We start from the raw sequence: 22,471 nt of genomic DNA, 5'->3' as shown, positions 1-22,471 counted from the left end.
TCGGGTGCGGCGACGTCAGAAGTCGAAGTCGCCGATGTTGTCCTTGTTGAACACGTACGGGTCACCGAGGAGGACAGTGGCGTCGGCGCCGACCGTGTAGGAGCCGAGCTTGCCCGCCTCGAACGTGTCCCCTTCCTTACCCGTGATCTCGCCCTTGATGAGCGCCGCGGCCGCGTACGCCGACAGGTAGCCGAGGTCCTCCGGATTCCAAAGCGCGAACGCCGTGACGGTGCCGTCCTCGACGTACTCGCGCATCTGGTTCGGAGTGCCGAGGCCGGTCAGCGCGACCTTGCCCTTGTAGTCCGACGTCGACAGGTAGCGCGCGGCCGCCGCGATGCCGACCGTGGTCGGCGAGATGATGCCCTTCAGGTTCGGGTGCGACTGCAGCAGGGCCGCCGTCTTGTCGAACGAGGTCTGGTCGTCGTCGTCACCGTAAACGACGTCCACCAGCTGGATGTTCGGGTGATCGGATGCCAGGAGCTCCTTCATCTTCTCGATCCAGGCGTTCTGGTTCGTCGCGTTGGCGGATGCCGAGAGCACCGCGACCTCGCCGGCGTCACCGATCTGCTCGGCGATGAGGTCGACCTGCACCTTGGCGATGCCGTCGGCGGTGGCCTGGTTGATGAACAGGTCACGGCAGTCCGCGTCGGTGTCGGAGTCGAAGGTGACGACCTTGACGCCCGCGTCGCGCGCTTCGTTCAGCGCGTCGCAGATCGCCTTGGGGTCGTTCGCCGACACGACGAGGGCGCCGACGCCCTGCTGCGTCGCGGTGTTGATGTAGCTGACCTGCGCGTCGGGGGTCGCCTCGGCGGGGCCCACCTCGGCGAACGTGCCCTTGAGCTCCTCGACCGCGGCCTTGCCGCCCTTGCTCGACGTGTCGAAGTAGGGGTTGCCGAGGTTCTTGGGCAGGAAGGTGATCGACAGGTTGTCACTGCCGCCGCCGTCGCCGGTCGAGCCGGTCGCCCCACCTCCCGAGGTGCCGGTGTCGGCGCAGCCGGACAGGGCGAGCGCGGCGGCCACCGCGACCGCCGCCACAGCGGCCACACGCTTGCGTGCGAACTTCATTGTTTCGTTCCTTTCGTCAGGGCGACCGCGACGGGTGCCGTCGGCCGGGGACGCAGCTTCGTCATGGTGCTGTGGCTGCGACGGATGGGAGACGGCTCGGGCGCCGCCTGGCCTTCTGGAGCCAGCCGAGGACGCTGGCGCTGACCACCGAGAGCACGAGCAGCACTCCGGTGATGATGTTGATGACGTCGCTCGTGACGTTCGCGAGCCGCAGCGCGCTGGAGAGCACGCCGATGAGGAGCGCCGCCGCGACGACGCCGTAGAGCTGGCCGCGGCCGCCGAACACCGAGACGCCGCCGAGCACGACCGCCGCGATCACCTGCAGCTCGAGGCCCGTCGCGTTGTCGCCGCGGGCGCTGCCGAACCGCAGCGTGTAGTAGATGCCGGCGAACGCGGACACGAGGCCCGCGAGCACGAAGAGGATGAACTTCGTGCGCTCGACGTGCACGCCGGAGAAGCGCGCGGCATCCTTCGACAGTCCGATCGCGTAGATGCCGCGGCCGAACGGCGTGAAGTGCAGCACGATCACGAAGATCGCCAGCAGGATCAGGAACGGCACCATGATGTACGGCACGGTCGTCCCGGCGATCTTCGCCTTCGCGAGGGCCGTCCACATCTCCGGGAAGTCGGTGACGGCGGTCGTGCCGAGCAGGCCCACCGCGAGCCCGCGGAACAGGGCCAGCGTGCCGATCGTGACGGCGAGCGAGGGCAGCCCCACGACCGTCACGAGGAAGCCGTTGACGGCACCCCCGACGACGCCGACGAACAGGGCCAGCAGCGCCGCCGCCTCGAAGGGGACGCCCGCCTGCACCGCGACGCCCGTGACGACGCTCGACAGCCCCACCATCGAGCCGACCGACAGGTCGATCTCGCCGGTGATCATGATGAGCGTCATCGGCAGCGCGATCAGCAGGATCGGCGCGATGTCGAGCAGCAGGTAGTTGAGCGTGATCGGCTGACTGAAGCCGTGCACCGTAACCGCCGAGACGAGCACGACGAGGATGAGGAGCCCGACGATCGCCGATTCGCGGGTGAGCAGGATGCGGCGCCAGAGCGGCTTGTCGAAGTCGCGGGCGACGCGATTCGTGGTCGTCGTCGGAGTGGCTGCCGTTGTCATGACTGGTCCCTCGCTTCGATGAGCCGGCGTCGCTGCCTGACCGCCAGCCAGCGATCGAGCACGATCGCGCCGATGATGAGCGCGCCGACGACGGCCCGCTGCCAGAAGTCGGGGATGCCGAGGATCGGCAGCGCCCGGTTGATCGTCATGAGCAGCACCGCGCCGATCGCGGCGCCCCACACCGTGCCGACGCCGCCCGTGATCGCGACGCCGCCGATGACGGCCGCGCCCACGGCATCCAACTCCCAGCCGGCACCGGCCTGCGAGCTCACCGATCCGTAGCGGGCCGCGTAGAAGACGCCCGCGAGGCCCGCGAGCGCGCCGGAGAGGATGAAGGCGGTGAGGATGCGGCGCGTCACCTTGAGTCCGTAGAGCTCGGCGGCGGCGGGATCGGAGCCGATCGCGTAGTACTCGCGGCCCCCGCGGGTGTTGCGCATGTACCAGGCCGCGGCGGCCAGCACGACGAACGCGACGATCGCGAGGATCGGGATCGTGAGGATCTGCCCCGTGCCCAGCGCGAGGAAGTCCTTCGGCATGTCCGACGCGTTGACGCGGCTGGATCCGGCCCACATGACGTTAATGCCGCGATAGGCATACAGCGTGCCGAGGGTGATGACCATCGCCGGGACGCGGGCGAAGGCGACGAGCGCGCCGTTGATGAGACCGAGCACGCCGCCGAAGATCACGGCGAACAGCACGACGACCGGGATCGGCAGGCTCGGGATGTCGATGAACAGGCGGCCCGTCAGATAGGCCGACAGCCCCATCACCGAGCCCACCGACAGGTCGACGTTGCGGGTGATGATGACGATCGCCTGGCCGACGGCGACGAGCACGAGGATCGACGGGGTGAGCAGCAGGTCGCGCCAGCCGTCGGTCGAGAACAGGAAGCTCGGGTTCTTCGCGGTCGCGGCGATGACAACGAGCGCGAGGGCGACGAGGATGCCGAACTCGCGCGCCTTGCCGAGCGAGCCGATGCGCTTGGTGAGCCCCGAGACGGGGATGCGGGTCGTGGAGGTGAACGTCATGCGGCGTGCTCCGATGCGTGCGTCGCGGCGAACATGACGTTCTCGCTGGTGGCGTCGGCGCGCGCGATCTCGGCCGTGACGCGCCCCTCGCGCATGACGAGCACGCGGTCGGCCATGCCGAGGACCTCGGGGAGCTCCGACGAGATCATGAGGATGCCCATGCCCTGCCCGGCGAGCTCGGACAGCAGCCGGTGCACCTCCGACTTGGTGCCGACGTCGATGCCGCGGGTCGGCTCGTCGATGATGAGCACGTCGGGCTGCGTCGCGAGCCACTTCGCGAGGACGACCTTCTGCTGGTTGCCGCCGGAGAGCGTCGCCGCGACGGTGTCGAGCGCGTGGGCCTTGACCTCGAGCCGGCTCGCCCACTCGCGCGCGGCGCGGTTCTCCATGCCGGTCGTGATGAGCCCGAACCGCGACAGCTGCCGCCGGATCGCCATCGTGATGTTGCGGCCGACCCCCGATTCGATGACGAGGCCCTGCTTGCGGCGGTCCTCCGGCACGAGCGCGATGCCGGCCCGCATGGCCTCGGTCGGCTGGCCGCGGCGGATGCGCCTGCCCTTCATCGTGACGGTGCCCTCCTGGTAGCCGTCGACGCCGAACACCGCCCGGGCGACCTCGCTGCGCCCCGCCCCGACGAGGCCCGCGAGCCCGACGATCTCGCCGGAGCGCACCGTGAAGCTGATGTCGTGGAAGATGCCCGGGCTCGTGAGGTTCTCGACCTCGAGCAGGGGCGCGCCGATCGCGGCATCCTGCTTCGGGAACAGCTCGGTGACGTCGCGCCCGACCATCTGACGCACGAGGTCGGCGGGCGTCGTGTCGGCGATGGGCGTCGTGGCGATGTAGGCCCCGTCGCGCATGACCGTCACGGTGTCGCACAGGGCGAAGACCTCGTCGAATCGGTGCGAGATGAAGATGAGCCCGCGGCCCTCGTCGCGCAGGCTCCGGGCGATCGTGAAGAGGCGCTCGACCTCGACGCCCGACAGGGCGGCGGTCGGCTCGTCCATGATGAGCACCTTGGCGTCGAGCGACACCGCCTTCGCGATCTCGATGACCTGCTGGTCGGCGATCGACAGGCCCTCCGCGGGACGGTCGGGGTCGATCGCGACGCCGAGCCGCGTGAACAGGCGCTCGACCTCGTGGCGCATCGCCTTGCGGTCGATGCGGCCGAACCGGCCGGTGAGCTGCCGGCCCATGAAGATGTTCTCGGTGACCGACAGGTCGGGGAACAGCGTCGGCTCCTGGTAGATGACGGCGACGCCGGCGGCCTTCGACTGCGCGGTCGAGGTGAAGTCGACCTCCGCGCCGTCGAGCCGGAAGTCGCCGCCGTCGCGGCGGTACAGGCCCGCGACGATCTTGACGAGCGTCGACTTGCCGGCGCCGTTCTCGCCGATGAGGGCGTGGATGGAGCCCGCCTGCAGGCGGAGGCTGCCCGAGCGCAGGGCGATGACGGCGCCGAACGACTTGACGACCTTCGAGAGCTCGAGGACCACGGGTGCGTCGTTCGTCGGCACGAGTTCCTCCTCGTTGAGGTGTGGGTGAGGGACGGACTCGGATTCTGAACCGAGCCTGAATCGATTCAGGAGCGATTCATGGATACTGTAGGCATCGCATCGCCGCGCGGTCAAGTCACGGATCGGACACGGCGGATGCCGGGCCCCGGGCCCGCGGACAATGCCGCAGCAGCGGCGAAGGAGCACACATGGTGGTGAGCATCAGGGACGTCGCCGAGACGGCGGGCGTCTCGGTCGGCACCGTCTCGAACGTGCTCAATCGCCCCGAGACCGTGTCGGCGGAGTCGGCCGAGCGTGTGCTGAAGGCGATCGACGAACTCGGCTACGTGCGCAACGACGCGGCCCGCAAGCTCCGCGGCGGCGTCTCGACGACGGTCGGCTTCGTCGTGCTCAACGGGCAGAACCCGTTCTTCAACGACGTCGTGCGCGGGGCCGAGGACGAGGCATCCCGCCACGGCATCGCGATCCTGTACGGCAACACCGACGAGGACTCGAGCCGCGAGCGGATGTACCTCGACCTGTTCGAGGAGCAGCAGGTGCGCGGCGTGCTCATCTCGCCGTACGGCGACATCCTGCCGCGCCTGGAGCGGCTGCGCTCCCGCGGCATCCCGGCCGTGCTCGTCGACCGCTTCGGGGGCACGAGCCGGTTCAGCTCGGTCTCGGTGGACTCGGTCGCGGGCGGACGCATGGCCGTCGAGCACCTCATCGAGACGGGGCGGCGGCGCATCGCCTTCGTCGGCGGGCCCATGGACATGCGCCAGGTGACCGACCGGCTGGCGGGCGCGCGCGTGGCGACCGACAACGCGCTCGACGCCGTCGAGCTCGAGGTGATCGCCACGACGGCGATGACGGTCGCCGAGGGCGTGGCCGCCGGCACCCGGGTGCTCGCCCGCCCGCGCCGCGACTGGCCCGACGCGATGTTCGCCGCGAACGACCTCATCGCGCTCGGCCTGCTGCAGTCGCTCGTCGTCGGCGGGCGGATGCTGGTGCCCGACGAGATCGCCCTCATCGGCTTCGACGACATCTCGTTCGCCGCGGCGGCCGCCGTGCCCATCACCTCGATCGGCCAGCCGAGCGGCATGATCGGCCGCACCGCGCTGCGGATCCTGCTCGAAGAGTCCGACGACGCCGAGCTCATCCCCCGCCAGACCGTGTTCCAGCCCGAGCTGGTCGTGCGCCGCTCCACCGCGACGGCCTGACCGGCGCTCGCTCGGGAGGAGATCCGCATTCGGGAGGTGGGTCACCCGGGCATGCGGCCTCCGGGCTGCGCTTCTCCTCCCGAACGACAAGACTCAGCGCGCGAGGTGCAGCCCCTGCGCGACGGCGCGCATGATGCGCTCCTGGACCTCTTCCCACCGTTCGATCACCTGCGTGTAGCCCACGCAGATCACGTAGTAGCCGCGCAGCATGAGTGCGGCATCGTGAGCGACATCCTCTTCCCGCTGGCGCCCCACGTGCGTGCCGCCGTCGATCTGCAGCACGAGGCGCGCGCCGATCAGCAGATCGACCCGGTGGCCCTCGATCGAAGCGCGATGCTCCAGCGGCCTCCAGTCGCGCCGTGCGCACGACACCGCCATGATCGAGAACCCAGCCCGCGATATCCATGGCCGTGATGCTGGCCCCCTGCCGGGGCGCGCGGGGCCGGAGACCCCGCATCCGTGGACACTTTCGCCGCCGCGCCTGCTGTGCAGCGCAAGTGCGGCGCCTCGACCTCCGCGAGGGAGGGGATCCTCGCTCAGGAGGTCGATCGACGGGGAATCTGCCCTCCGGGCCGCGGATCTCCTCCCGAGCCCGCCGTCGAGGCCCGCACGACGAGCTCGGGCCGGAACCGCACGTGCCGCGGCGCGGCCTCGGGCGAGGCGACCGCCTCGAACAGCAGCTCGACCGCGGTCGCGCCGATCTGCCGCGCCGGCTGGCGGATCGACGACAGCGGCACGACCGTCGCCTGCGCGAAGTCGATGTCGTCGTACCCGATGAGCGCCAGGTCGTCGGGCACCCGGACCTCGCCGAGGATCGCGGTGCCCTGCAGCACCCCCACGGCGAGCAGGTCGTTCGCGCAGAACACGGCGTCGGGCCGCTCGCCGGCGCGGCGCCGCCCGATGGCCTCCCCCGCCTCGCGCCCGGCCAGCACGGTGAGCGCCTCGGTCTCGATGACCTCGAGCGCCGCGTCCGGCACCTCGGTCAGCGCACGGCGCGCCCCGGCCAGGCGATCGGCCACCTGGCGGATCGCGAGCGGCCCGCCGACGAACGCGATGCGGCGCCGCCCGAGCCCCAGCAGATGCGCGACCGCGAGGTGCCCGCCCTCGACGTCGTCGACCGCGACGGAGGGCACCTCGCCGCCGGGCAGCTCGCCGTCCACGAGCACGAGGGGGATGCCGGAGTCGGCCAGCGGCGCGGTCAGATCGGTCGGCGTGAGCAGCACGCCGTTGACCCGCTGCTCGCGGAAGAGATCGAGGTAGGCGCCCTCGCGCTCCGGGTTCTGATCGCTGTTGCCCAGCAACACGGACATGCCCTCAGCGGCGGCCCGCTCTTCCGCACCGCGCGCGACCTCGGCGAAGAAGGGGTTCGCGGAATCGAGCACGACGAGCCCGATCGACCGGCTACGCCCGGCGCGCAGCTGTCGCGCCGCGTCGTTGCGGACGAACCCCAGCCGCACGATCGCATCCTGGACCCGGGCGACGGTCTCCGGCGCCACCTTCTCGGGCCGGTTCAGCACGTTGGAGACGGTGCCGACCGATACGGATGCCGCGACCGCCACGTCTTTCACGCTCACTGCCACGGCGCCTCCACCCCTCTCGGATCCGAGCTTGACGAATCGTTTCACTCACACTATCGTTTGAAACGATTCACCATTGGAAGGACAGTCATGGCCCGCGTCGCCTTCTCGCTGACGGTGCGCCCCGAGCTCATCGACGAGTACATCGCCCGGCACAGTCCCGTCTGGCCCGAGATGCTCGCCGAGATCGCCGCCGCCGGTCGCCGCAACTACTCGCTCTTCCTCGACCGGGCCACGGCGACCCTGTTCGGCTACTACGAGACCGACGACGACGCGGCCGCGCAGGCGTATCTGGCGTCCTCCGAGGTCGCCGCACGCTGGGAGGCCTCCATGGCGCCCTTCTTCGCCGACCTCGACGGCCGCCCTGACCAGGCCGCCACCCCTCTCACCGAAGTCTTCAACCTGCACGACCAGCTAACCGCGGCATCCCCCGCCGGCACCGAGAACGAAAGCACCGAATCATGACGACGCTGTCTCCCGAGAACCTCGCCACGCTCGAAGCCCAGGGCATCGAACTGCCTAGCTGGGCCTTCGGCAACTCCGGCACGCGCTTCCGCGTGTTCCCCACGCCCGGCACGCCGCGCGACCCGTTCGAGAAGGTCGCGGATGCCGCCCAGGTCAACGCCTTCACGAAGCTCGCCCCGAGCGTCGCGCTGCACATCCCGTGGGACAAGGTCGACGACTACAGCGCGCTGCGCCGCCACGCCGAAGACCTCGGCGTCACGCTCGGCACGATCAACTCCAACACCTTCCAGGACGAGGACTACAAGTTCGGCGCCCTCACGCACCACGACTCCCGCATCCGCCAGAAGGCGATCGATCACCACCTCGAGTGCATCGACATCATGGATGCCACGGGCTCGCGCGACCTGAAGATCTGGCTCGCCGAGGGCTCGAACTACCCCGGCCAGAACGACATGCGCGGCCGCCAGGACCGCCTGCAGGACTCGCTGCAGCAGATCTACGCGCGCCTCGGCGACGACCAGCGGCTCGTGCTCGAGTACAAGTTCTTCGAGCCGGCGTTCTACCACACCGACGTTCCCGACTGGGGCACGAGCTACGTGCAGGTCGCGGCGCTCGGCGACAAGGCCATGGTGTGCCTCGACACCGGCCACCACGCCCCCGGCACGAACATCGAGTTCATCGTCATGCAGCTGCTGCGCCTCGGCAAGCTCGGCTCGTTCGACTTCAACAGCCGCTTCTACGCCGACGACGACCTCATCGTGGGCGCCGCCGACCCGTTCCAGCTGTTCCGCATCATCACCGAGGTGATCCGCGGCGGCGGTCTGAACAACCCCGACGTCGCGTTCATGCTCGACCAGTGCCACAACATCGAGGACAAGATCCCGGGCCAGATCCGCTCGGTGCTGAACGTCCAGGAGATGACGGCGCGCGCGCTGCTCATCGACCGCGAGGCACTGGATGCCGCGCAGCAGGCGAACGACGTGCTCGCCGCCAACGCGATCCTGATGGATGCCTTCTACACCGACGTCCGCCCGCAGCTGGCCGCCTGGCGCGCCTCGCGGGGCCTGGCCGAAGACCCGATGGCCGCCTACCTCGCCTCCGGCTACCAGCAGCGCATCGCCGAGGAGCGCGTCGGCGGCACGCAGGCCGGCTGGGGCGCCTGATGCCGGCTCGGCAGTCGCTTCGACACAGTCGCGCGCCTCGCGATCGTGCTCAAGCGACTGCCGAACGCGCGCGCACACCGTTGAACAGTCGCTTCGACACAGTGCTACCACCGAGTACCGTGCCGAAGCGACTGCCGAACTCGCCGACCCGCCATCCGCAGATGCCATGCACACGCAGAAAGAACCTGACATGACGAACCCGACCGCCGCTTCTCTCATCGCGCGCAGCAACCGCCTGGGCGCGGACCCGAAGAACACGAACTACGCCGGCGGCAACACGTCGGCCAAGGGCACCGAGACCGACCCGGTCACGGGCGAGCCCGTCGAGCTGCTGTGGGTGAAGGGCTCCGGCGGCGACCTCGGGACGCTGAAGCCCGAGGGCCTCGCCGTGCTGCGCCTGGACCGCATGCGCAAGCTCGTCGACGTCTACCCGGGCGTCGACCGTGAGGACGAGATGGTCGCCGCATTCGACTACTGCCTGCACGGCAAGGGCGGCGCCGCCCCGTCGATCGACACCGCGATGCACGGTCTCGTCGACGCCGCGCACGTCGACCACCTGCACCCGGACTCGGGCATCGCGATCGCGACGGCCGCCGACGGGCCGGAGCTCACGCAGAAGATCTTCGGCGACAAGGTCGTGTGGGTGCCGTGGCGTCGCCCCGGGTTCCAGCTGGGCCTCGACATCGCGGAGATCAAGAAGCAGAACCCGCAGGCGGTCGGCTGCATCCTGGGCGGCCACGGCATCACGGCGTGGGGCGACACGAGTGAGGATGCCGAGGCGAACAGCCTCTGGATCATCGACACCGCCGCCGCCTACATCGCCGAACACGGCAAGGCCGACCCGTTCGGCGGGGTCCGCGCCGGGTTCGAGGCGCTGCCCGAGGCCGAGCGCCGGGCGCGCGCAGCGGCGCTGGCCCCCACGATCCGCGGGCTCGCCTCGACCGACAAGCCGATGGTCGGGCACTACACCGACAGCGACGTGGTGCTGGACTTCCTGGCATCCGAGAAGGCGCCCGCCCTCGCGGCGCTCGGGACGAGCTGCCCCGACCACTTCCTGCGGACGAAGGTCAAGCCGCTCATCCTCGACCTCCCGGCATCCGCGTCGGTCGAGGAGCAGCTCGCGCGCCTGAAGGACCTCCACCAGGAGTACCGCGCCGACTACCAGGCGTACTATGACGCGCACGCGACGGCGGAGTCGCCCGCGATCCGCGGCGCCGACCCGCTCATCGTGCTCGTGCCGGGCGTCGGGATGTTCAGCTACGGGGCGAACAAGCAGACCGCGCGCGTCGCCGGCGAGTTCTACGTCAACGCGATCAACGTCATGCGCGGCGCCGAAGCCCTCTCGACCTACTCCCCCATCAGCGACGCGGAGAAGTTCCGCATCGAGTACTGGGCCCTCGAAGAGGCGAAGCTGCAGCGGATGCCGAAGCCGAAGAGCCACCAGGGCCGCATCGCGTTCGTGACCGGCGCGGCCTCCGGCATCGGCAAGGCCATCGCGACCCGGCTCGCAGCCGAGGGCGCGTGCGTCGTGGTCGCCGACCTCGACCTCGAGAAGGCGCAGGCCGCGGCATCCGAACTCGGGAACAGCGACGTCGCGATCGGCGTCGCCGCGAACGTGGCGGATGCCGAGGGGGTTCAGGCTGCGATCGACGCGACCGTGCTCGCGTTCGGCGGCATCGACCTGGTCGTGAACAACGCCGGGCTGTCGCTGTCGAAGCCGCTGCTGGAGACCACCGAGAAGGATTGGGACCTGCAGCACGACGTCATGGCGAAGGGCTCGTTCCTCGTCTCGAAGGCCGCCGCGAAGGCCCTCATCGAGCAGGGCATGGGCGGCGACGTCATCTACATCTCGTCGAAGAACTCCGTCTTCGCCGGCCCGAACAACATCGCGTACTCCGCGACGAAGGCCGACCAGGCCCACCAGGTGCGCCTGCTCGCGGTCGAGCTCGGCGAGCACGGCGTGCGCGTCAACGGCATCAACCCCGACGGCGTCGTCCGCGGCTCGGGCATCTTCGCGTCGGGCTGGGGTGCCAACCGCGCCGCGACCTACGGCGTCGCCGAAGAGGACCTCGGTCAGTTCTACGCGAACCGCACGATCCTCAAGCGTGAGGTCGTGCCCGAGAACGTGGCGGATGCCGTGTACGTCCTGACCGGGCCCGAGCTCTCCCGCACGACGGGCCTGCACATCCCCGTCGACTCCGGCGTCGCCGCCGCGTTCCTCCGATGACGCGCACCCCCGCGCCGGGCGCGCCGGTGGTGGTCGAGCGCGCCGGTTCTCGCCGAGCGCGCCCCTTGCGCCCCGCCCACAACCGGCGCACTCGGCAGCAACGGGCGCACTCGACCCGCCGACGCGGAGCCCGCGCATGAGCGCGGGGAGCGCGGGCGCGGTCGCCGCGGTCGACCTGGGCGCGACGAGCGGCCGGGTCATCGTCGGCCGGGTCGGTCCCGACACGCTCGAGACCGAGACTGTCGCGCGATTCCCGAACGACCCCGTCTTCGCCGGCGACGGGCTGCACTGGGACATCCTGGGGCTGTACGGTGCGGCGCTGAAGGGGCTGCGCGACGCGTTCCGCACCGAGCCCGGCATCGCGAGCATCGGCATCGATTCGTGGGCGGTCGACTACGGACTGCTGCGGGCCGGGCGGCTGCTCGGCACCCCGTTCCACTACCGAGACGAGCGCACGGCGCGCGGCGTCGAGACCGTCCATGAGCGGATGCCGCACGCCGAGCTGTTCGAGCGGAACGGCCTGCAGTTCCTGCCGTTCAACACGCTGTACCAGCTCGCCTCCGAGCCGGCCGATGTCCTCGGCTTCGCCGATACGGCGCTGCTCGTCCCCGACCTCCTCGCCTTCTGGCTCACCGGCGCCGCGCGCGCGGAGATCACGAACGCCTCGACGACGGGACTGCTGCGCTGGGCCGACCGGCAGTGGGACGACGCGCTGATCAACGCGCTCGGGCTCCCTGGCCTGTCCCGTGGCATCCTGCCGCAGCTCATCGCTCCCGGCGAGCGCGTCGGCGGGCTGCTGCCGCATGTCGTCGAGGCTGTCGGCGGCAGCGCCGATGTCACGGCCGTCGGTTCCCACGACACCGCGTCGGCGGTCGTCGCGGTGCCGATGCAGGCGGATGCCGCGGCCTACATCTCCTGCGGCACGTGGGGGCTCGTGGGCGTCGAAGTGGAGCATCCGGTACTCACGCCGCAGGCGCTGGCCGCGAACTTCACGAACGAGGGCGGGGTCGACGGCCGGGTGCGGCTGCTGCACAACGTCATGGGCCTGTGGGTGCTGAGCGAGACCGTCCGCGGCTGGGAACGCGTCGAGGGGCACGCGATCGACCTGCCGACGCTGCTCGATTCGGCCGCCGAGGTCCCGGCATCCGCCGTGCCCGTCTTCGACGTGAACGACCCGCGCTTCCTGCCGCCGGGCGACATGCCCGCGCGCATCGACGCGTGGTGCGCCGAGCACGATGTCGCGCCGCCGCGCACGCGCGCGGAGTACACGCGGTCGATCGTGGAGTCGCTCGCACAGGCGTTCGCCGATGCCGCCGCCACGGCCGGGCGCCTGGGCGGGGTGGATGTGCGGACGATCCACATCGTCGGCGGCGGGGCGCTGAACCGGCTGCTGTGCCAGCGGACCGCGGACCGCGCCGGGATGCCGGTGCTCGCCGGTCCCGTCGAGGCGACAGCGCTCGGCAACGTGCTCGTGCAGGCGCGCGCCGCCGGCTTCGTGACGGGTTCGCTCGACGCGCTGCGCGACCTCGTCGCCCGCGCCCACACCCCGCGCCGGTTCGACCCCGTGGCCTGAAGCCCCGGACTCCCGCCCACCGGGGCGGGGGTAGGGGCTACTCAGGGGCGGTTCAGTGCAGGGCGGTGTCCGCGTCGGTCCGCTCCCACGTGCGGAAGACGACCTCGAGACCGCTCCGGGTCGGCGCGCACACGAACGGCCCGGCCGCGGCGTCGAGGTCGCCGGCGAACGGTGCGACGCGCACGAGTCGCAGCGGCTCACCGTCGATGCCGGCCCGCACGACGAGGGCGTCGGGCAGGCGGCTGACGCGGACCCGCAGCGTGCGCTCGGCCCACTCCGGCACGGCCCCGACAGACCAGTCCGACATGCGGTCGGTGACGACCGCGCCGACGCCCAGGACGCCGTCGGCGTACTCGACGCCCGCCTTCATCCAGCGCTCGGCGTCGGCGCGCACGAAGATCCCGGCCTGATCGAACTCCCGGTCGAAGTCCGCCGTGAAGACGACCTCCATCGCCGCGCCGACGGGGAGCGGCGCGAGCAGCGCATGCTCCGTGTCGTGCACGAACCCGTATGCCGTGCGGCGCCACGCGTCGCTGCCCTCGGCGGCGGTCACGCGCAGCGCGTCGCCGGCGACGGCGGACGCGGGCGGCGTCGTCCAGGCGCCCGCCGCCCAGTCGATCCGCTCCCTCATGCGGAGACGGCCTCGCGCGCGGCGTCGGATGCCACGAGGACATCGCCGCCCGTCAGGACGACGACCGATCGCGGCGCGACCTCGACGACATCGAGCGCGACCCGGTCGTCGGAGCGGTTCGCGAGGAACACGAACCGCTCGCCGTCGCGTGCGACGCGCACGATGACCTCGAGCGCACCGTCCGCCGCGAGCGCGTCGCCGCGCAGCGCCTCGACGTCCTGCGACAGACGGGCGAGCACGCCGCGCACACCGTCACGGCCGAGGTCGGCCGACACGTACGTCGCCGACCCCTCGCCTGCGGTGCGTCGCGTGACGGCGGCCTGACCGGCGAGGTCGCCGTCGGCATACGTGTCGAGCACCTCGACGCCGTCGGCCAGGCGCGAGATCCGCTCGGTCCACAGGTTTGCGACCGCGCCCGACGCGAGGGTCACGGGGGCGTCCGGCAGCAGCGGCACGAACTCCTCGACGGTCACGCCGAGGACGTCCCGTAGCGCGCCCGGGTAGCCGCCGAGCCACACCCGGTCGTGCTCGTCGACCGTGCCGGAGAAGAAGGTCGTGACGAGGTGCCGTCCGTCCGCGACGATCGCCTCGAGCCGTGCGCGCAGCGCCGTGGGAACGACGTGCAGCATCGGCGCGATGACGACCTCGTAGTCGTCGAACGAGCTCGCGACCGGCACGACGTCGGCCCGGATGCCGAGATCGAGCAGCGCCCGGTACCAGTTCAGCGCCTCGACGTCGTACCGCAGGGCGTCGCTCGGGTGCGAGTCGCGCCCGCTGACCCACCACGACTCGTAGTCGAAGACGATCGCGACGCGCGCCTTCTCCCGGCGCGAGCCGACGACCGGCGCGAGGTCGCGCAGCTGGGCGCCCAGGGCGACGACGTCGCGGAACACGCGACTGTCCTCGCCCGCGTGCGGCACCATGCCGGAGTGGTAGCGCTCGCCTCCCGCGCGGGACTGGCGCCACTGGAAGTAGCACACGGCGTCCGCACCGTGCGCGACGTGGGTGAGGGCATCCGCCGCGAGCTCGCCGGAGCGCTTGGGCGGGTTGACCTCGCGCCAGTTGACGGCGCTCGTGGCGTGCTCCATGAGGAACCACGGGCGGCCACCGGCGATGTTGCCGGTGAGGTTCGCCCAGAACGACAGGTCGTCGCGTCCGAGCTCTCCCGGCCGGCGGTAGTGGTCGTTCGAGACGAAGTCGACGTCGCCCACCCAGGTCGGGTAGTCGAGGTCGCGCACGTTCTGCGCGACCATGAAATTCGTCGTGCGCGGGATGCCCGGGGCGACCTCGCCCAGCACGGCGGATTCGGCGCGCAGGTAGTCGCGCACGGCTTCCGACGAGAACCGCTCGAAGTCGAGCTGCTGACCGGGGTTTCGCTGCGTGGGGGCCGTCCGCGGCGGCAGGATCTCGTCCCACTCGCCGTAGTGCTGCGACCAGAACGCCGTGCCCCACGCCTCGTTGAGCGCTTCGAGCGTGCCATACCGGGCCTGCAGCCACACGCGGAACGCGCGCGCCGCATCATCGGAGAAGTCATAGAGGTTGTGGCAGCCGAGCTCGTTCGAGATGTGCCAGGCGACGACGGCGGGATGGTCGCCGTACCGCTCGGCGAGCGCCCGGACGAGGCGCAGCGCGTGCTCGCGGAACACCGGCGAGGTCGGGCGCCAGTGCTGACGGGCGCCCGGCCACAGGATCGTGCCGTCGATCGTCTGCGGCAGGATCTCAGGGTGGGCCTTCGCGAGCCACGGCGGCGGCGACGCGGTCGCGGTCGCGAGGTCGACGTCGATGCCGTTCGCGTGCAGCAGCTCGATGACCTCGTCGAGCCAGGCGAAGTCGTACTCACCGGGGCGGGGCTCCAGCAGCGCCCACGAGAAGATGCCGAGCGAGACGATGTTGACGCGCGCCTCGCGCATGAGGCGCATGTCCTCCTGCCACACGTCGCGCGACCACTGCTCCGGGTTGTAGTCCGCGCCGTAGCGCATCCGTCCCGGTCCGGTCGATCCGTCGTTCACCCAGCGGTAGGTCGTGTCATCGATCGCCATGCGTTCAGCGTAGCACCAAACACGTGCACATGCACGGGTTTTATCGCGACCCGGGTACTATCGGCTCCATGACGGCCTCCCCGCCCGCGCGCCGCGGCCCGTACGCCAAGACCGCCGAGCGACGCAGCGAGATCATCGCCTCGGCGACGGCGGTCTTCAGCGCGCACGGCTACCAGGGCGGATCGCTGCGGCAGATCGCGAAGCAGCTCGACCTCAGTCTCACGACCGTCATGCACCACTTCCCGACCAAGGTGGCGCTGCTGGCGGCCGTGCTCGAGCAGGAGGATGCCGCCGATCCCGACTTCGACGTCCGCTCGCGACGCGACGGATTCCTCCCCTCCATCCTCGCCATCGTGCGCCGGAACCTCGCGCGACGAGAGCTCGTGCGGATGTTCTCGATCGTCTCGGCGGAGGCGACGTATCCCGGCCACGAGGCCCACGACTGGCTGCGGAGCCGCTATGCGTCGGTGACCGCGACGTACTCCGCGCTCATCGCGCACGACGTCGCGGTCGGCCGGCTCACGACCGACGGCGACCCGCTCGAGCTCGCGGGGCTCGTGGTGACGGGCTGGGAGGGCATCCAGATCCGCTGGCTCGCCGACGGCACGGACCCGGTCGCGGCGATGGGGACCCTCCTGAGCGCGGTGCTGCGGCCCGCGCCCACGGCCTCGCACCTTCACGGGCGCCGCGGGAATCAGCCGGAATCGGTTCACACATCCCGCATACTGGAGTAGTGCCGTTCGGCGCGAAGAATCCCGGGACGCTCCCGGGGAGGATCCGAGGTTCGATGCCGTACCGCAACAAGGCCACCGTCCAGGGCTGGGTGGACGACTACCTCGCCCAGCACCCTGAGCGCACCGGTTCCGTCACGGTCCTCGAGAAGGACTTCACCCCCGGTCCCGAATCCGGCATGGTCGTCGTCGCGCTGCGAAACGTCTCCACGATCACGTACATCCAGGCCGGTGTCGACGAGACCGGCCCGCACTGGCTCGTGACGTTCGAGCCCCGCACCGAGGGATTCGACATGGACGCCGCGGGCGTGACGCAGCTGAGTGAAGACCTCCTCGTCGTCGCGGGACTCTGCGACTATCTGCAGGTGCGCACCGACGGGGCTATGGCCGCGAAGGCCTGATCCGCCGCTGTCGTCGCCGCCTGCTCAGAAGCCGGGCAGCGTCGCGACGGCGGTCGCGAGCGTTCCCAGGGCGACGAGCCCCGTTGCCGCCGCGGCGGTGTGCAGCGCCGCCTGCACGCGAGGCGACTCGGGTTCGGTCATCGCGTGCCTGCGCGCACTGACGACGGCGTCCTTCGCCTCGCCGAGGTCGGCGTAACGGCCGACCGGCGTGGACCGGGCGTCGAATCCCACGAAGTGCCCGTCCGGCGTGCGCTCGGCGAATCCGACGTATTCTCCCGCACAGGATGCCACGTGGAAGCCCGATTCGACGTGGATCCACGTCACGCGGCCGCCCGTCGCGCGGGTCGGAGCGGGAATCGTCGCCGGCGCGTTCAGGACGGCGCTCATGCGACCGCCGCCAGTTCCCGCTTCGCCATGCGCGACGCGTCGAGGTCGATGACGATCCCCATCGCCGACGTCGCGTCCTGGGCGAGCTGGTTGACGTAGGCCGGGTCGAGCTTCACCGGCTCGGCGGAGTCGAAGTCGAAGCGCAGTGGGATCGCGCAGTGCACCCACAGCGTAGATCGGCCGGTGCGCGCCGACGAGAACGAGACGCTGAAGCCTTCGGAGCGGCGGAGCTTCGTCGTCGCCACCATCTTCAGATGGGCCAGCTCGACGTCCGGAACGATGATCGGCTCGGCGCTGTTCCCGTAGTACAGGTTTCCCATGTCGACTCCTCATATGGTCGCCGTGATGATCACGGTCGATTCGTCGAAAGGTTATTCCGTCGGTAAGTAGTTAGTCAAGCGAGACATGTTTCGAGTTATCCTTGCGGGGAGATATATTGTTCACGTGCGATCGGGGGTCACAACGCCATGGACGAAAACGTGGTGACGAAGGACGACGTGCTCGACGCTCTCGAGCGCTTCCGCGCGGCCGACGCGGCGATGCACCTCCGCGTCCGGGAGACCTCTGCGCTCGGGGACAACGAGCTCCGCATGCTGCAGTATCTGCTGCTGCGTCGGCGCGAAGGGGCGGTCGTGCGCCCGAGCGAGCTCTCCCGCCACCTCGGCATCAGCTCGGCATCGACGACGGCCCTCCTCGACCGGCTGGAGAAGCAGGGGCGCGTCGAACGCGTCAGTCATCCCACCGACCGGCGCAGCATCCTCATCGCTCCCACCGCGCACGCCGAGACGGCGGTCGCCGATCTGGTCGACGCCTTCGCGGACCGTGTCGCCGCGATCGTGGGCGGCCTCGACGCCCACGGCCGCGACTGCATCCTCACCTTCCTCGACGAGGTCGCCGCCGCCGCCGACAACGTCGCGGCCGGCTGACGCGCTGCGCGCCGCTCCGCGGCCGCGTCACGCGTCGATCTGAAGCGCCTTCACCCCGACCAGATCGACGCTACGCGTCGATCTGGTCTACCGCCTCGCGCATCGCGTCCAGGAAGCCGATCACAGTGGCGCGCTGATCCGGGTCCATGCCGCGGACGATCGCCATCATGCGCTCGTGCATCGCGGACAGGGTGTGCCGGATCTCGTCGTCCGACTTCTCGCTCGAGGTGACGAGGACGCTGCGCCGGTCGGTCGGGTTGGGGCCGCGACTGACGTGCCCCGACCGCTCGAGCCGGTCGAGGAGGGCGGTCGTCGAGGCCGACGTGATGCCGAGGTACCGGCTGAGTGCGACGGGCGTGACCGACTCGCCGCGCAGGCGCGCTCGCGCGAGGAAGCGCAGCACGAGGAGCTCGTTCTCCCCCATGTCCATCGCCTGCTGGGTCCGGCGGCGCATCGCGACCTCCGCCGCCCGGTAGGACCGCATCGCCTCCATGACCGACGTGGAGCGCGCGTCGTCTTCGACGTACCAATACGACGCCGGCTGCTCGTGGGTGACACTCATCTCCCCCATTCTGTCCCGTGCGCGGCGCGCGGTGTGGCACCGGGGCGGTGGACGCGCGGGGGCGGCGAGGATACGCTCTCTTCAGTTAATGATTCCTAACCAAATCGAGGATGCCCGATGGCCGCGACGACGACGTCCGGATACGCCGCCCTGATCGACGACCTGCGCGCCCGCCGCGCCGAGGCCGCAGCGGGGGGCCCCGAGGCATCCCGCCGCCGGCACCTCGCGCGCGGCAAGCTCCTCGCCCGCGACCGCGTCGACGCGCTGCTCGACCGCGGCTCCCCCTTCCTGGAGCTCGCGCCGCTCGCGGGCTGCGACCTGGCGGACGCGTGGCCCGCGGCGGGCGTCGTCGCGGGCATCGGCCTCGTGCACGGCCGGCACGTGATGGTCGTCGCGAACGACGCGACGGTCAAGGGCGGCACCTACCATCCGCTCACCGTGAAGAAGCACCTGCGCGCTCAGGAGATCGCCGCCGAGAACCGCCTCCCCTGCGTGTACCTCGTCGACTCCGGCGGGGCTTTCCTGCCGCTGCAGGACGAAGTGTTCCCCGACCGCGACCACTTCGGCCGCATCTTCTACAACCAGGCGCGACTGTCCCGCGACGGCATCCCGCAGATCGCCGCGGTCATGGGCTCCTCCACGGCCGGCGGCGCGTACGTCCCGGCGATGAGCGACGAGACGGTCATCGTGCGGAACCAGGGCACGATCTTCCTCGGCGGGCCGCCCCTGGTGAAAGCGGCGACGGGCGAAGAGGTCACCGCCGAGGATCTCGGCGGCGGACTCACCCACGCCCGCATCTCCGGCGTCGTCGACCACCTCGCCGACGACGACGCCGACGCGTTGCGGATCGTCCGCGACATCGTCGCGACGCTCCCGGACACCCCACAGCCGGTGCCGCCGCTGGAGCGACCGGTGCCCGCCGTGCCGCCCGCCGCCGACCCCGCGACCCTCGTCGACGTCGTGCCGGTCGAGCTGACGACGCCGTACGACGCGCGGGAGATCATCGCCCGCATCGCCGACGACGCCACCTTCCACGAGTTCAAGCGCGAATACGGCGAGACCCTCGTGACGGGCTTCGCTCGCATCCACGGTCACCGCGTCGGCATCCTCGCCAACAACGGCGTCCTGTTCGCCGAGTCGGCGCTGAAAGGCGCGCACTTCATCGAGCTCTGCGATCAGCGCGGCATCCCCCTGGTGTTCCTGCAGAACATCACCGGGTTCATGGTCGGCCGCGAGTACGAGCACGGCGGCATCGCCAAGCACGGCGCCAAGATGGTGAACGCCGTCGCATGCGCCCGCGTGCCGAAGCTCACGGTCGTCGTCGGCGGTTCGTTCGGCGCCGGGAACTACTCCATGTGCGGTCGCGCGTACTCCCCGCGGTTCCTGTGGATCTGGCCCGGCGCGCGCGTGTCTGTCATGGGCGGACCGCAGGCCGCGTCGGTGCTGTCGACCGTGCGCGGCGACCAGCTGGACGCCGCCGGCACCCCGTGGACCGCCGACGAGCGCACCGCCTTCGAGCAGCCGATCCGCGAGCAGTACGAGCGGCAGGGCAGTCCCTACTACTCCACGTCGCGCCTGTGGGACGACGGGATCATCGAGCCCGCCGAGACGCGCGACGTGCTCGGCCTCGCGCTCGACGTCGTCGTGCGCGCCCCGATCGACCCGGCGCCGGCCTACGGCGTCTTCCGGATGTGAGGGCGATGGTGCTCCCCCCGTCCCGCGAACGGATCGACACGGTCCTCATCGCCAACCGCGGCGAGATCGCCGTCCGCATCATCCGGACGCTGCGCCGTCTCGGCATCCGATCGGTCGCCGTCTACAGCGACGCGGATGCCGGTGCCCGCCACGTCCGCGAGGCCGACGAGGCCGTCCGGCTGGGACCGGCGGCCGCGGCCGAGAGCTACCTGTCGATCGAGCGCGTTCTGGCGGCCGCACGGCGCACCGGCGCGCAGGCGATCCATCCGGGCTTCGGATTCCTCGCCGAGAACGCCGCCTTCGCCCGCGCGTGCGCCGACGCCGGCATCGTGTTCATCGGCCCCGACGCCCGGGCCATCGAGGTGATGGGCGACAAGATCGCCGCCCGCGCGGCGGTGGAGGCCCGCGGCGTCGCGACCGTCCCGGGCCTCGCCCGGCCGGGACTCTCCGACGACGAGCTGGTCGCGGGGGCCGCCTCGGTCGGCTTCCCGGTGCTGATCAAGCCCTCCGCCGGAGGCGGCGGCAAGGGCATGCACGTCGTGACCCAGGCGGCGCAGCTGCCCGACGCGCTCGCTGCGGCACGACGGGAGGCCGCGGCATCCTTCGGCGACGACACCCTGTTCCTCGAGCGCTACGTCGCGACGCCCCGCCACATCGAGGTGCAGATCATCGCCGACGCGCACGGCCACGTCGTGCACCTCGGCGAGCGGGAGTGCTCGCTGCAGCGCCGGCACCAGAAGGTCATCGAGGAGGCGCCCTCCCCGCTGCTGTCGGACCTCGCCGAGGGCGCGGCGATCCGCGAGCGCCTCGGGGCGGCGGCGTGCGAGACCGCGCGCAGCGTCGGCTACGTCGGCGCAGGGACCGTCGAGTTCATCGTGTCGGCCGACCGGCCGGAGGAGTTCTTCTTCATGGAGATGAACACGCGGCTGCAGGTCGAGCATCCCGTCACCGAGGAGATCACGGGTCTCGACCTCGTGGCGCTGCAGCTGCTGGTCGCCGCCGGTGACCCGCTGCCGTTCACGCAAGACGACGTGGCACTCACCGGCCACAGCATCGAGGCGCGCGTGTACGCCGAGGATCCGCGGTCCGGTTTCCTGCCGACCGGGGGCCGCGTGCTGCGCGTCGTGCACCCGGCGACGGAGGATCGCGGCGGCGCGGGCGGCGCAGATGGTGTCGGCGGGCGCATCCGCGTCGATTCCGCCCTCGAGGACGGACTCGAGGTGGGCGTGGACTACGACCCGATGCTCGCGAAGGTGATCTCGTGGGGTCCCGACCGCGCCACGGCGCTGCGGCGGCTGTCGGCCGCGCTCGCCGACACCGTCGTGCTCGGGTTCGAGACCAACATCGAGTTTCTCCGACTGCTGCTGGCGCACCCCGATGTCGCCGCCGGCGCCCTCGACACGGGTCTCATCGCGCGCGTGTTCGACGAGCTGCGGTTCACCGACGCGTCCGATCGCGTGTTCACCGAGGCGGCGCTCGTGCAGGATGCCGCGGCATCCGCCCCCGGCCTCAGCGACCCGTGGCGGCGGTGCGACGGGTGGCGGCTGGGGCCGCCCGCGCCGCGGCGCTACACCCTGGAATCCGGCGAGCGACGCGGCGAGGTGCGCGTGGGCGGAGCCGGCGACACCCTCCGGGTCGCCGTCGACGAGGGCGCGCCGGCGCCCGCCGCCGTCACGACCCTCGGCGACGGGCGAGCGTTGGTCCGCATCGGCGACGTGTCGCGCGAGGTGGTCTCCGCCCAGGACGGCGCGGCGCTGTGGCTGGCCGCCGGCGGGGTCACGGTCTGCGTCCGCGAGCGCATCACCCGCGCGGAGCGGCAGGCGGATGCCGCGGCCTCGCCGCAGGCCGTCTCCCCGTTGCCGGGGACCGTCGTGTTGATCCCGGCATCCGACGGCGCGCACGTCGAGCCCGGCGACGCCCTCGTCGTCGTGGAGGCCATGAAGATGGAGCACGTGCTGCGTGCCGCCGTGGCCGGGACGGTGCGCATCGACGTCGCGGTGGGCGACCGGGTCGCCCGGGGCGCCGTCGTCGCGCGCGTGGAACCCGACTGACGCGGCGCCCGCCCGGACGCGACCCGCGGCCCCGGCGGGCGGCCCAGACGGGCGGCCGCCGACGGGCGGTCCCCGGCGGTGAACGATTCCGAGGAGATGGCAGGATTCCGAGGACGCTGCGGC

General features: G+C 71.2%; 21 protein-coding genes. 10 read left to right on the top strand and 11 right to left on the bottom strand.

Features of this window, described 5'->3' with window-relative positions:
- Nucleotides 1-15: 15 nt before the first annotated feature.
- The 4 genes from rhaS to JOD60_RS04385 form a co-directional block, all read right to left on the bottom strand.
- Nucleotides 16-1,065, bottom strand: coding sequence for a rhamnose ABC transporter substrate-binding protein (gene rhaS, locus JOD60_RS04400; RefSeq protein ID WP_076688905.1), 1,050 nt, complete (start codon nucleotides 1,063-1,065; stop codon nucleotides 16-18).
- Nucleotides 1,066-1,126: 61 nt separating this feature from the next.
- Nucleotides 1,127-2,182, bottom strand: coding sequence for an ABC transporter permease (locus tag JOD60_RS04395; RefSeq protein WP_076688903.1), 1,056 nt, complete (start codon nucleotides 2,180-2,182; stop codon nucleotides 1,127-1,129).
- The gene (locus JOD60_RS04390; RefSeq protein WP_076688901.1) at nucleotides 2,179-3,210 is read right to left on the bottom strand and encodes an ABC transporter permease; all 1,032 of its coding nucleotides are present in this window, start codon (nucleotides 3,208-3,210) and stop codon (nucleotides 2,179-2,181) included. Before JOD60_RS04390 ends, JOD60_RS04395 begins: the two co-directional genes overlap by 4 nt.
- Complete coding sequence (locus JOD60_RS04385) at nucleotides 3,207-4,721, bottom strand: sugar ABC transporter ATP-binding protein (protein ID WP_076688899.1); 1,515 nt, start codon at nucleotides 4,719-4,721, stop codon at nucleotides 3,207-3,209. The genes JOD60_RS04390 and JOD60_RS04385 overlap by 4 nt, the downstream gene beginning before the upstream one ends.
- Before the next feature lie 188 nt (nucleotides 4,722-4,909).
- Between JOD60_RS04385 and JOD60_RS04380 the strand changes: the two genes are divergently transcribed.
- On the top strand, nucleotides 4,910-5,920 hold the full coding sequence (locus JOD60_RS04380) for a LacI family DNA-binding transcriptional regulator (RefSeq protein WP_076688897.1): 1,011 nt from the start codon (nucleotides 4,910-4,912) through the stop codon (nucleotides 5,918-5,920).
- A gap of 93 nt (nucleotides 5,921-6,013) precedes the next feature.
- Here the strand turns inward: JOD60_RS04380 and JOD60_RS04375 are convergent, their stop codons facing one another.
- Together JOD60_RS04375 and JOD60_RS04370 are read right to left on the bottom strand one after the other, a co-directional pair.
- On the bottom strand, nucleotides 6,014-6,298 hold the full coding sequence (locus tag JOD60_RS04375; RefSeq protein WP_157127828.1) for a DUF559 domain-containing protein: 285 nt from the start codon (nucleotides 6,296-6,298) through the stop codon (nucleotides 6,014-6,016).
- A gap of 158 nt (nucleotides 6,299-6,456) precedes the next feature.
- A complete protein-coding gene (locus tag JOD60_RS04370; RefSeq protein ID WP_076692047.1) occupies nucleotides 6,457-7,500 on the bottom strand; it encodes a LacI family DNA-binding transcriptional regulator in 1,044 nt (347 codons plus the stop codon).
- A gap of 87 nt (nucleotides 7,501-7,587) precedes the next feature.
- On the opposite strand from JOD60_RS04370, the gene JOD60_RS04365 reads away from it, so the two are divergent.
- The 4 genes from JOD60_RS04365 to JOD60_RS04350 all read left to right on the top strand — a co-directional run bounded on the left by JOD60_RS04365 (nucleotide 7,588) and on the right by JOD60_RS04350 (nucleotide 12,925).
- Nucleotides 7,588-7,962, top strand: coding sequence for an L-rhamnose mutarotase (locus tag JOD60_RS04365; RefSeq protein WP_076688895.1), 375 nt, complete (start codon nucleotides 7,588-7,590; stop codon nucleotides 7,960-7,962).
- Nucleotides 7,959-9,125, top strand: a complete 1,167-nt coding sequence (rhaI, locus tag JOD60_RS04360) for an L-rhamnose isomerase (protein ID WP_076688893.1) — start codon at nucleotides 7,959-7,961, stop codon at nucleotides 9,123-9,125. Before JOD60_RS04365 ends, rhaI begins: the two co-directional genes overlap by 4 nt.
- Nucleotides 9,126-9,315: 190 nt before the next feature.
- Nucleotides 9,316-11,352, top strand: a complete 2,037-nt coding sequence (locus tag JOD60_RS04355; protein WP_076688891.1) for a bifunctional rhamnulose-1-phosphate aldolase/short-chain dehydrogenase — start codon at nucleotides 9,316-9,318, stop codon at nucleotides 11,350-11,352.
- A 136-nt stretch (nucleotides 11,353-11,488) separates the two neighbouring features.
- Nucleotides 11,489-12,925, top strand: a complete 1,437-nt coding sequence (locus tag JOD60_RS04350; protein WP_076688889.1) for a rhamnulokinase — start codon at nucleotides 11,489-11,491, stop codon at nucleotides 12,923-12,925.
- Nucleotides 12,926-12,977: 52 nt separating this feature from the next.
- Here JOD60_RS04350 and JOD60_RS04345 read toward each other — a convergent pair whose 3' ends face one another.
- Both JOD60_RS04345 and JOD60_RS04340 read right to left on the bottom strand, forming a co-directional pair.
- Nucleotides 12,978-13,556, bottom strand: coding sequence for a DUF1349 domain-containing protein (locus JOD60_RS04345; RefSeq protein WP_076688887.1), 579 nt, complete (start codon nucleotides 13,554-13,556; stop codon nucleotides 12,978-12,980).
- Nucleotides 13,553-15,595, bottom strand: a complete 2,043-nt coding sequence (locus JOD60_RS04340; protein ID WP_076688885.1) for a beta-galactosidase — start codon at nucleotides 15,593-15,595, stop codon at nucleotides 13,553-13,555. The genes JOD60_RS04345 and JOD60_RS04340 overlap by 4 nt, the downstream gene beginning before the upstream one ends.
- Nucleotides 15,596-15,663: 68 nt before the next feature.
- Between JOD60_RS04340 and JOD60_RS04335 the strand changes: the two genes are divergently transcribed.
- Together JOD60_RS04335 and JOD60_RS04330 are read left to right on the top strand one after the other, a co-directional pair.
- A complete protein-coding gene (locus JOD60_RS04335) occupies nucleotides 15,664-16,329 on the top strand; it encodes a TetR/AcrR family transcriptional regulator (protein ID WP_084201883.1) in 666 nt (221 codons plus the stop codon).
- A 53-nt stretch (nucleotides 16,330-16,382) separates the two neighbouring features.
- Entirely contained in the window at nucleotides 16,383-16,727 is a 345-nt protein-coding gene (locus JOD60_RS04330) for a protein-L-isoaspartate carboxylmethyltransferase (protein ID WP_076688883.1), read from the top strand.
- A gap of 24 nt (nucleotides 16,728-16,751) precedes the next feature.
- Here JOD60_RS04330 and JOD60_RS04325 read toward each other — a convergent pair whose 3' ends face one another.
- Both JOD60_RS04325 and JOD60_RS04320 read right to left on the bottom strand, forming a co-directional pair.
- Nucleotides 16,752-17,114, bottom strand: a complete 363-nt coding sequence (locus tag JOD60_RS04325; protein WP_076688881.1) for a hypothetical protein — start codon at nucleotides 17,112-17,114, stop codon at nucleotides 16,752-16,754.
- The gene (locus JOD60_RS04320) at nucleotides 17,111-17,434 is read right to left on the bottom strand and encodes a DUF7882 family protein (protein WP_076688879.1); all 324 of its coding nucleotides are present in this window, start codon (nucleotides 17,432-17,434) and stop codon (nucleotides 17,111-17,113) included. Before JOD60_RS04320 ends, JOD60_RS04325 begins: the two co-directional genes overlap by 4 nt.
- A gap of 147 nt (nucleotides 17,435-17,581) precedes the next feature.
- Between JOD60_RS04320 and JOD60_RS04315 the strand changes: the two genes are divergently transcribed.
- Nucleotides 17,582-18,040, top strand: a complete 459-nt coding sequence (locus tag JOD60_RS04315; protein WP_076688877.1) for a MarR family winged helix-turn-helix transcriptional regulator — start codon at nucleotides 17,582-17,584, stop codon at nucleotides 18,038-18,040.
- A 70-nt stretch (nucleotides 18,041-18,110) separates the two neighbouring features.
- Here the strand turns inward: JOD60_RS04315 and JOD60_RS04310 are convergent, their stop codons facing one another.
- Nucleotides 18,111-18,602 (bottom strand): MarR family winged helix-turn-helix transcriptional regulator, encoded by a 492-nt coding sequence (locus JOD60_RS04310; RefSeq protein WP_076688875.1) that lies wholly within the window; start codon nucleotides 18,600-18,602, stop codon nucleotides 18,111-18,113.
- A 117-nt stretch (nucleotides 18,603-18,719) separates the two neighbouring features.
- On the opposite strand from JOD60_RS04310, the gene JOD60_RS04305 reads away from it, so the two are divergent.
- Nucleotides 18,720-20,297: a carboxyl transferase domain-containing protein gene (locus JOD60_RS04305; protein WP_076688872.1), complete on the top strand. Its 1,578-nt coding sequence runs from the start codon at nucleotides 18,720-18,722 to the stop codon at nucleotides 20,295-20,297.
- A 5-nt stretch (nucleotides 20,298-20,302) separates the two neighbouring features.
- The gene (locus JOD60_RS04300) at nucleotides 20,303-22,348 is read left to right on the top strand and encodes an ATP-binding protein (protein WP_076688870.1); all 2,046 of its coding nucleotides are present in this window, start codon (nucleotides 20,303-20,305) and stop codon (nucleotides 22,346-22,348) included.
- Nucleotides 22,349-22,471: the final 123 nt, after the last annotated feature.

The organism is Microbacterium aurum (genome assembly GCF_016907815.1).
Taxonomy (GTDB): domain Bacteria; phylum Actinomycetota; class Actinomycetes; order Actinomycetales; family Microbacteriaceae; genus Microbacterium; species Microbacterium aurum.
Note: the sequence above shows the minus strand (reverse complement) of the source record. Positions and strands in the feature narration are given on the sequence as shown.

Excerpts from the sequence above, each read along its gene's own strand:
- rhaS (WP_076688905.1), bottom strand. The coding sequence starts at position 1,065 with ATGAAGTTCGCACGCAAGCGTGTGGCCGCTGTGGCGGCGGTCGCGGTG.
- JOD60_RS04395 (WP_076688903.1), bottom strand. The coding sequence starts at position 2,182 with ATGACAACGGCAGCCACTCCGACGACGACCACGAATCGCGTCGCCCGC.
- JOD60_RS04390 (WP_076688901.1), bottom strand. The coding sequence starts at position 3,210 with ATGACGTTCACCTCCACGACCCGCATCCCCGTCTCGGGGCTCACCAAG.
- JOD60_RS04380 (WP_076688897.1), top strand. The coding sequence starts at position 4,910 with ATGGTGGTGAGCATCAGGGACGTCGCCGAGACGGCGGGCGTCTCGGTC.
- JOD60_RS04375 (WP_157127828.1), bottom strand. The coding sequence starts at position 6,298 with ATGGCGGTGTCGTGCGCACGGCGCGACTGGAGGCCGCTGGAGCATCGC.
- JOD60_RS04365 (WP_076688895.1), top strand. The coding sequence starts at position 7,588 with ATGGCCCGCGTCGCCTTCTCGCTGACGGTGCGCCCCGAGCTCATCGAC.
- rhaI (WP_076688893.1), top strand. The coding sequence starts at position 7,959 with ATGACGACGCTGTCTCCCGAGAACCTCGCCACGCTCGAAGCCCAGGGC.
- JOD60_RS04355 (WP_076688891.1), top strand. The coding sequence starts at position 9,316 with ATGACGAACCCGACCGCCGCTTCTCTCATCGCGCGCAGCAACCGCCTG.
- JOD60_RS04350 (WP_076688889.1), top strand. The coding sequence starts at position 11,489 with ATGAGCGCGGGGAGCGCGGGCGCGGTCGCCGCGGTCGACCTGGGCGCG.
- JOD60_RS04345 (WP_076688887.1), bottom strand. The coding sequence starts at position 13,556 with ATGAGGGAGCGGATCGACTGGGCGGCGGGCGCCTGGACGACGCCGCCC.
- JOD60_RS04340 (WP_076688885.1), bottom strand. The coding sequence starts at position 15,595 with ATGGCGATCGATGACACGACCTACCGCTGGGTGAACGACGGATCGACC.
- JOD60_RS04335 (WP_084201883.1), top strand. The coding sequence starts at position 15,664 with ATGACGGCCTCCCCGCCCGCGCGCCGCGGCCCGTACGCCAAGACCGCC.
- JOD60_RS04330 (WP_076688883.1), top strand. The coding sequence starts at position 16,383 with ATGCCGTACCGCAACAAGGCCACCGTCCAGGGCTGGGTGGACGACTAC.
- JOD60_RS04325 (WP_076688881.1), bottom strand. The coding sequence starts at position 17,114 with ATGAGCGCCGTCCTGAACGCGCCGGCGACGATTCCCGCTCCGACCCGC.
- JOD60_RS04320 (WP_076688879.1), bottom strand. The coding sequence starts at position 17,434 with ATGGGAAACCTGTACTACGGGAACAGCGCCGAGCCGATCATCGTTCCG.
- JOD60_RS04315 (WP_076688877.1), top strand. The coding sequence starts at position 17,582 with ATGGACGAAAACGTGGTGACGAAGGACGACGTGCTCGACGCTCTCGAG.
- JOD60_RS04310 (WP_076688875.1), bottom strand. The coding sequence starts at position 18,602 with ATGAGTGTCACCCACGAGCAGCCGGCGTCGTATTGGTACGTCGAAGAC.
- JOD60_RS04305 (WP_076688872.1), top strand. The coding sequence starts at position 18,720 with ATGGCCGCGACGACGACGTCCGGATACGCCGCCCTGATCGACGACCTG.
- JOD60_RS04300 (WP_076688870.1), top strand. The coding sequence starts at position 20,303 with ATGGTGCTCCCCCCGTCCCGCGAACGGATCGACACGGTCCTCATCGCC.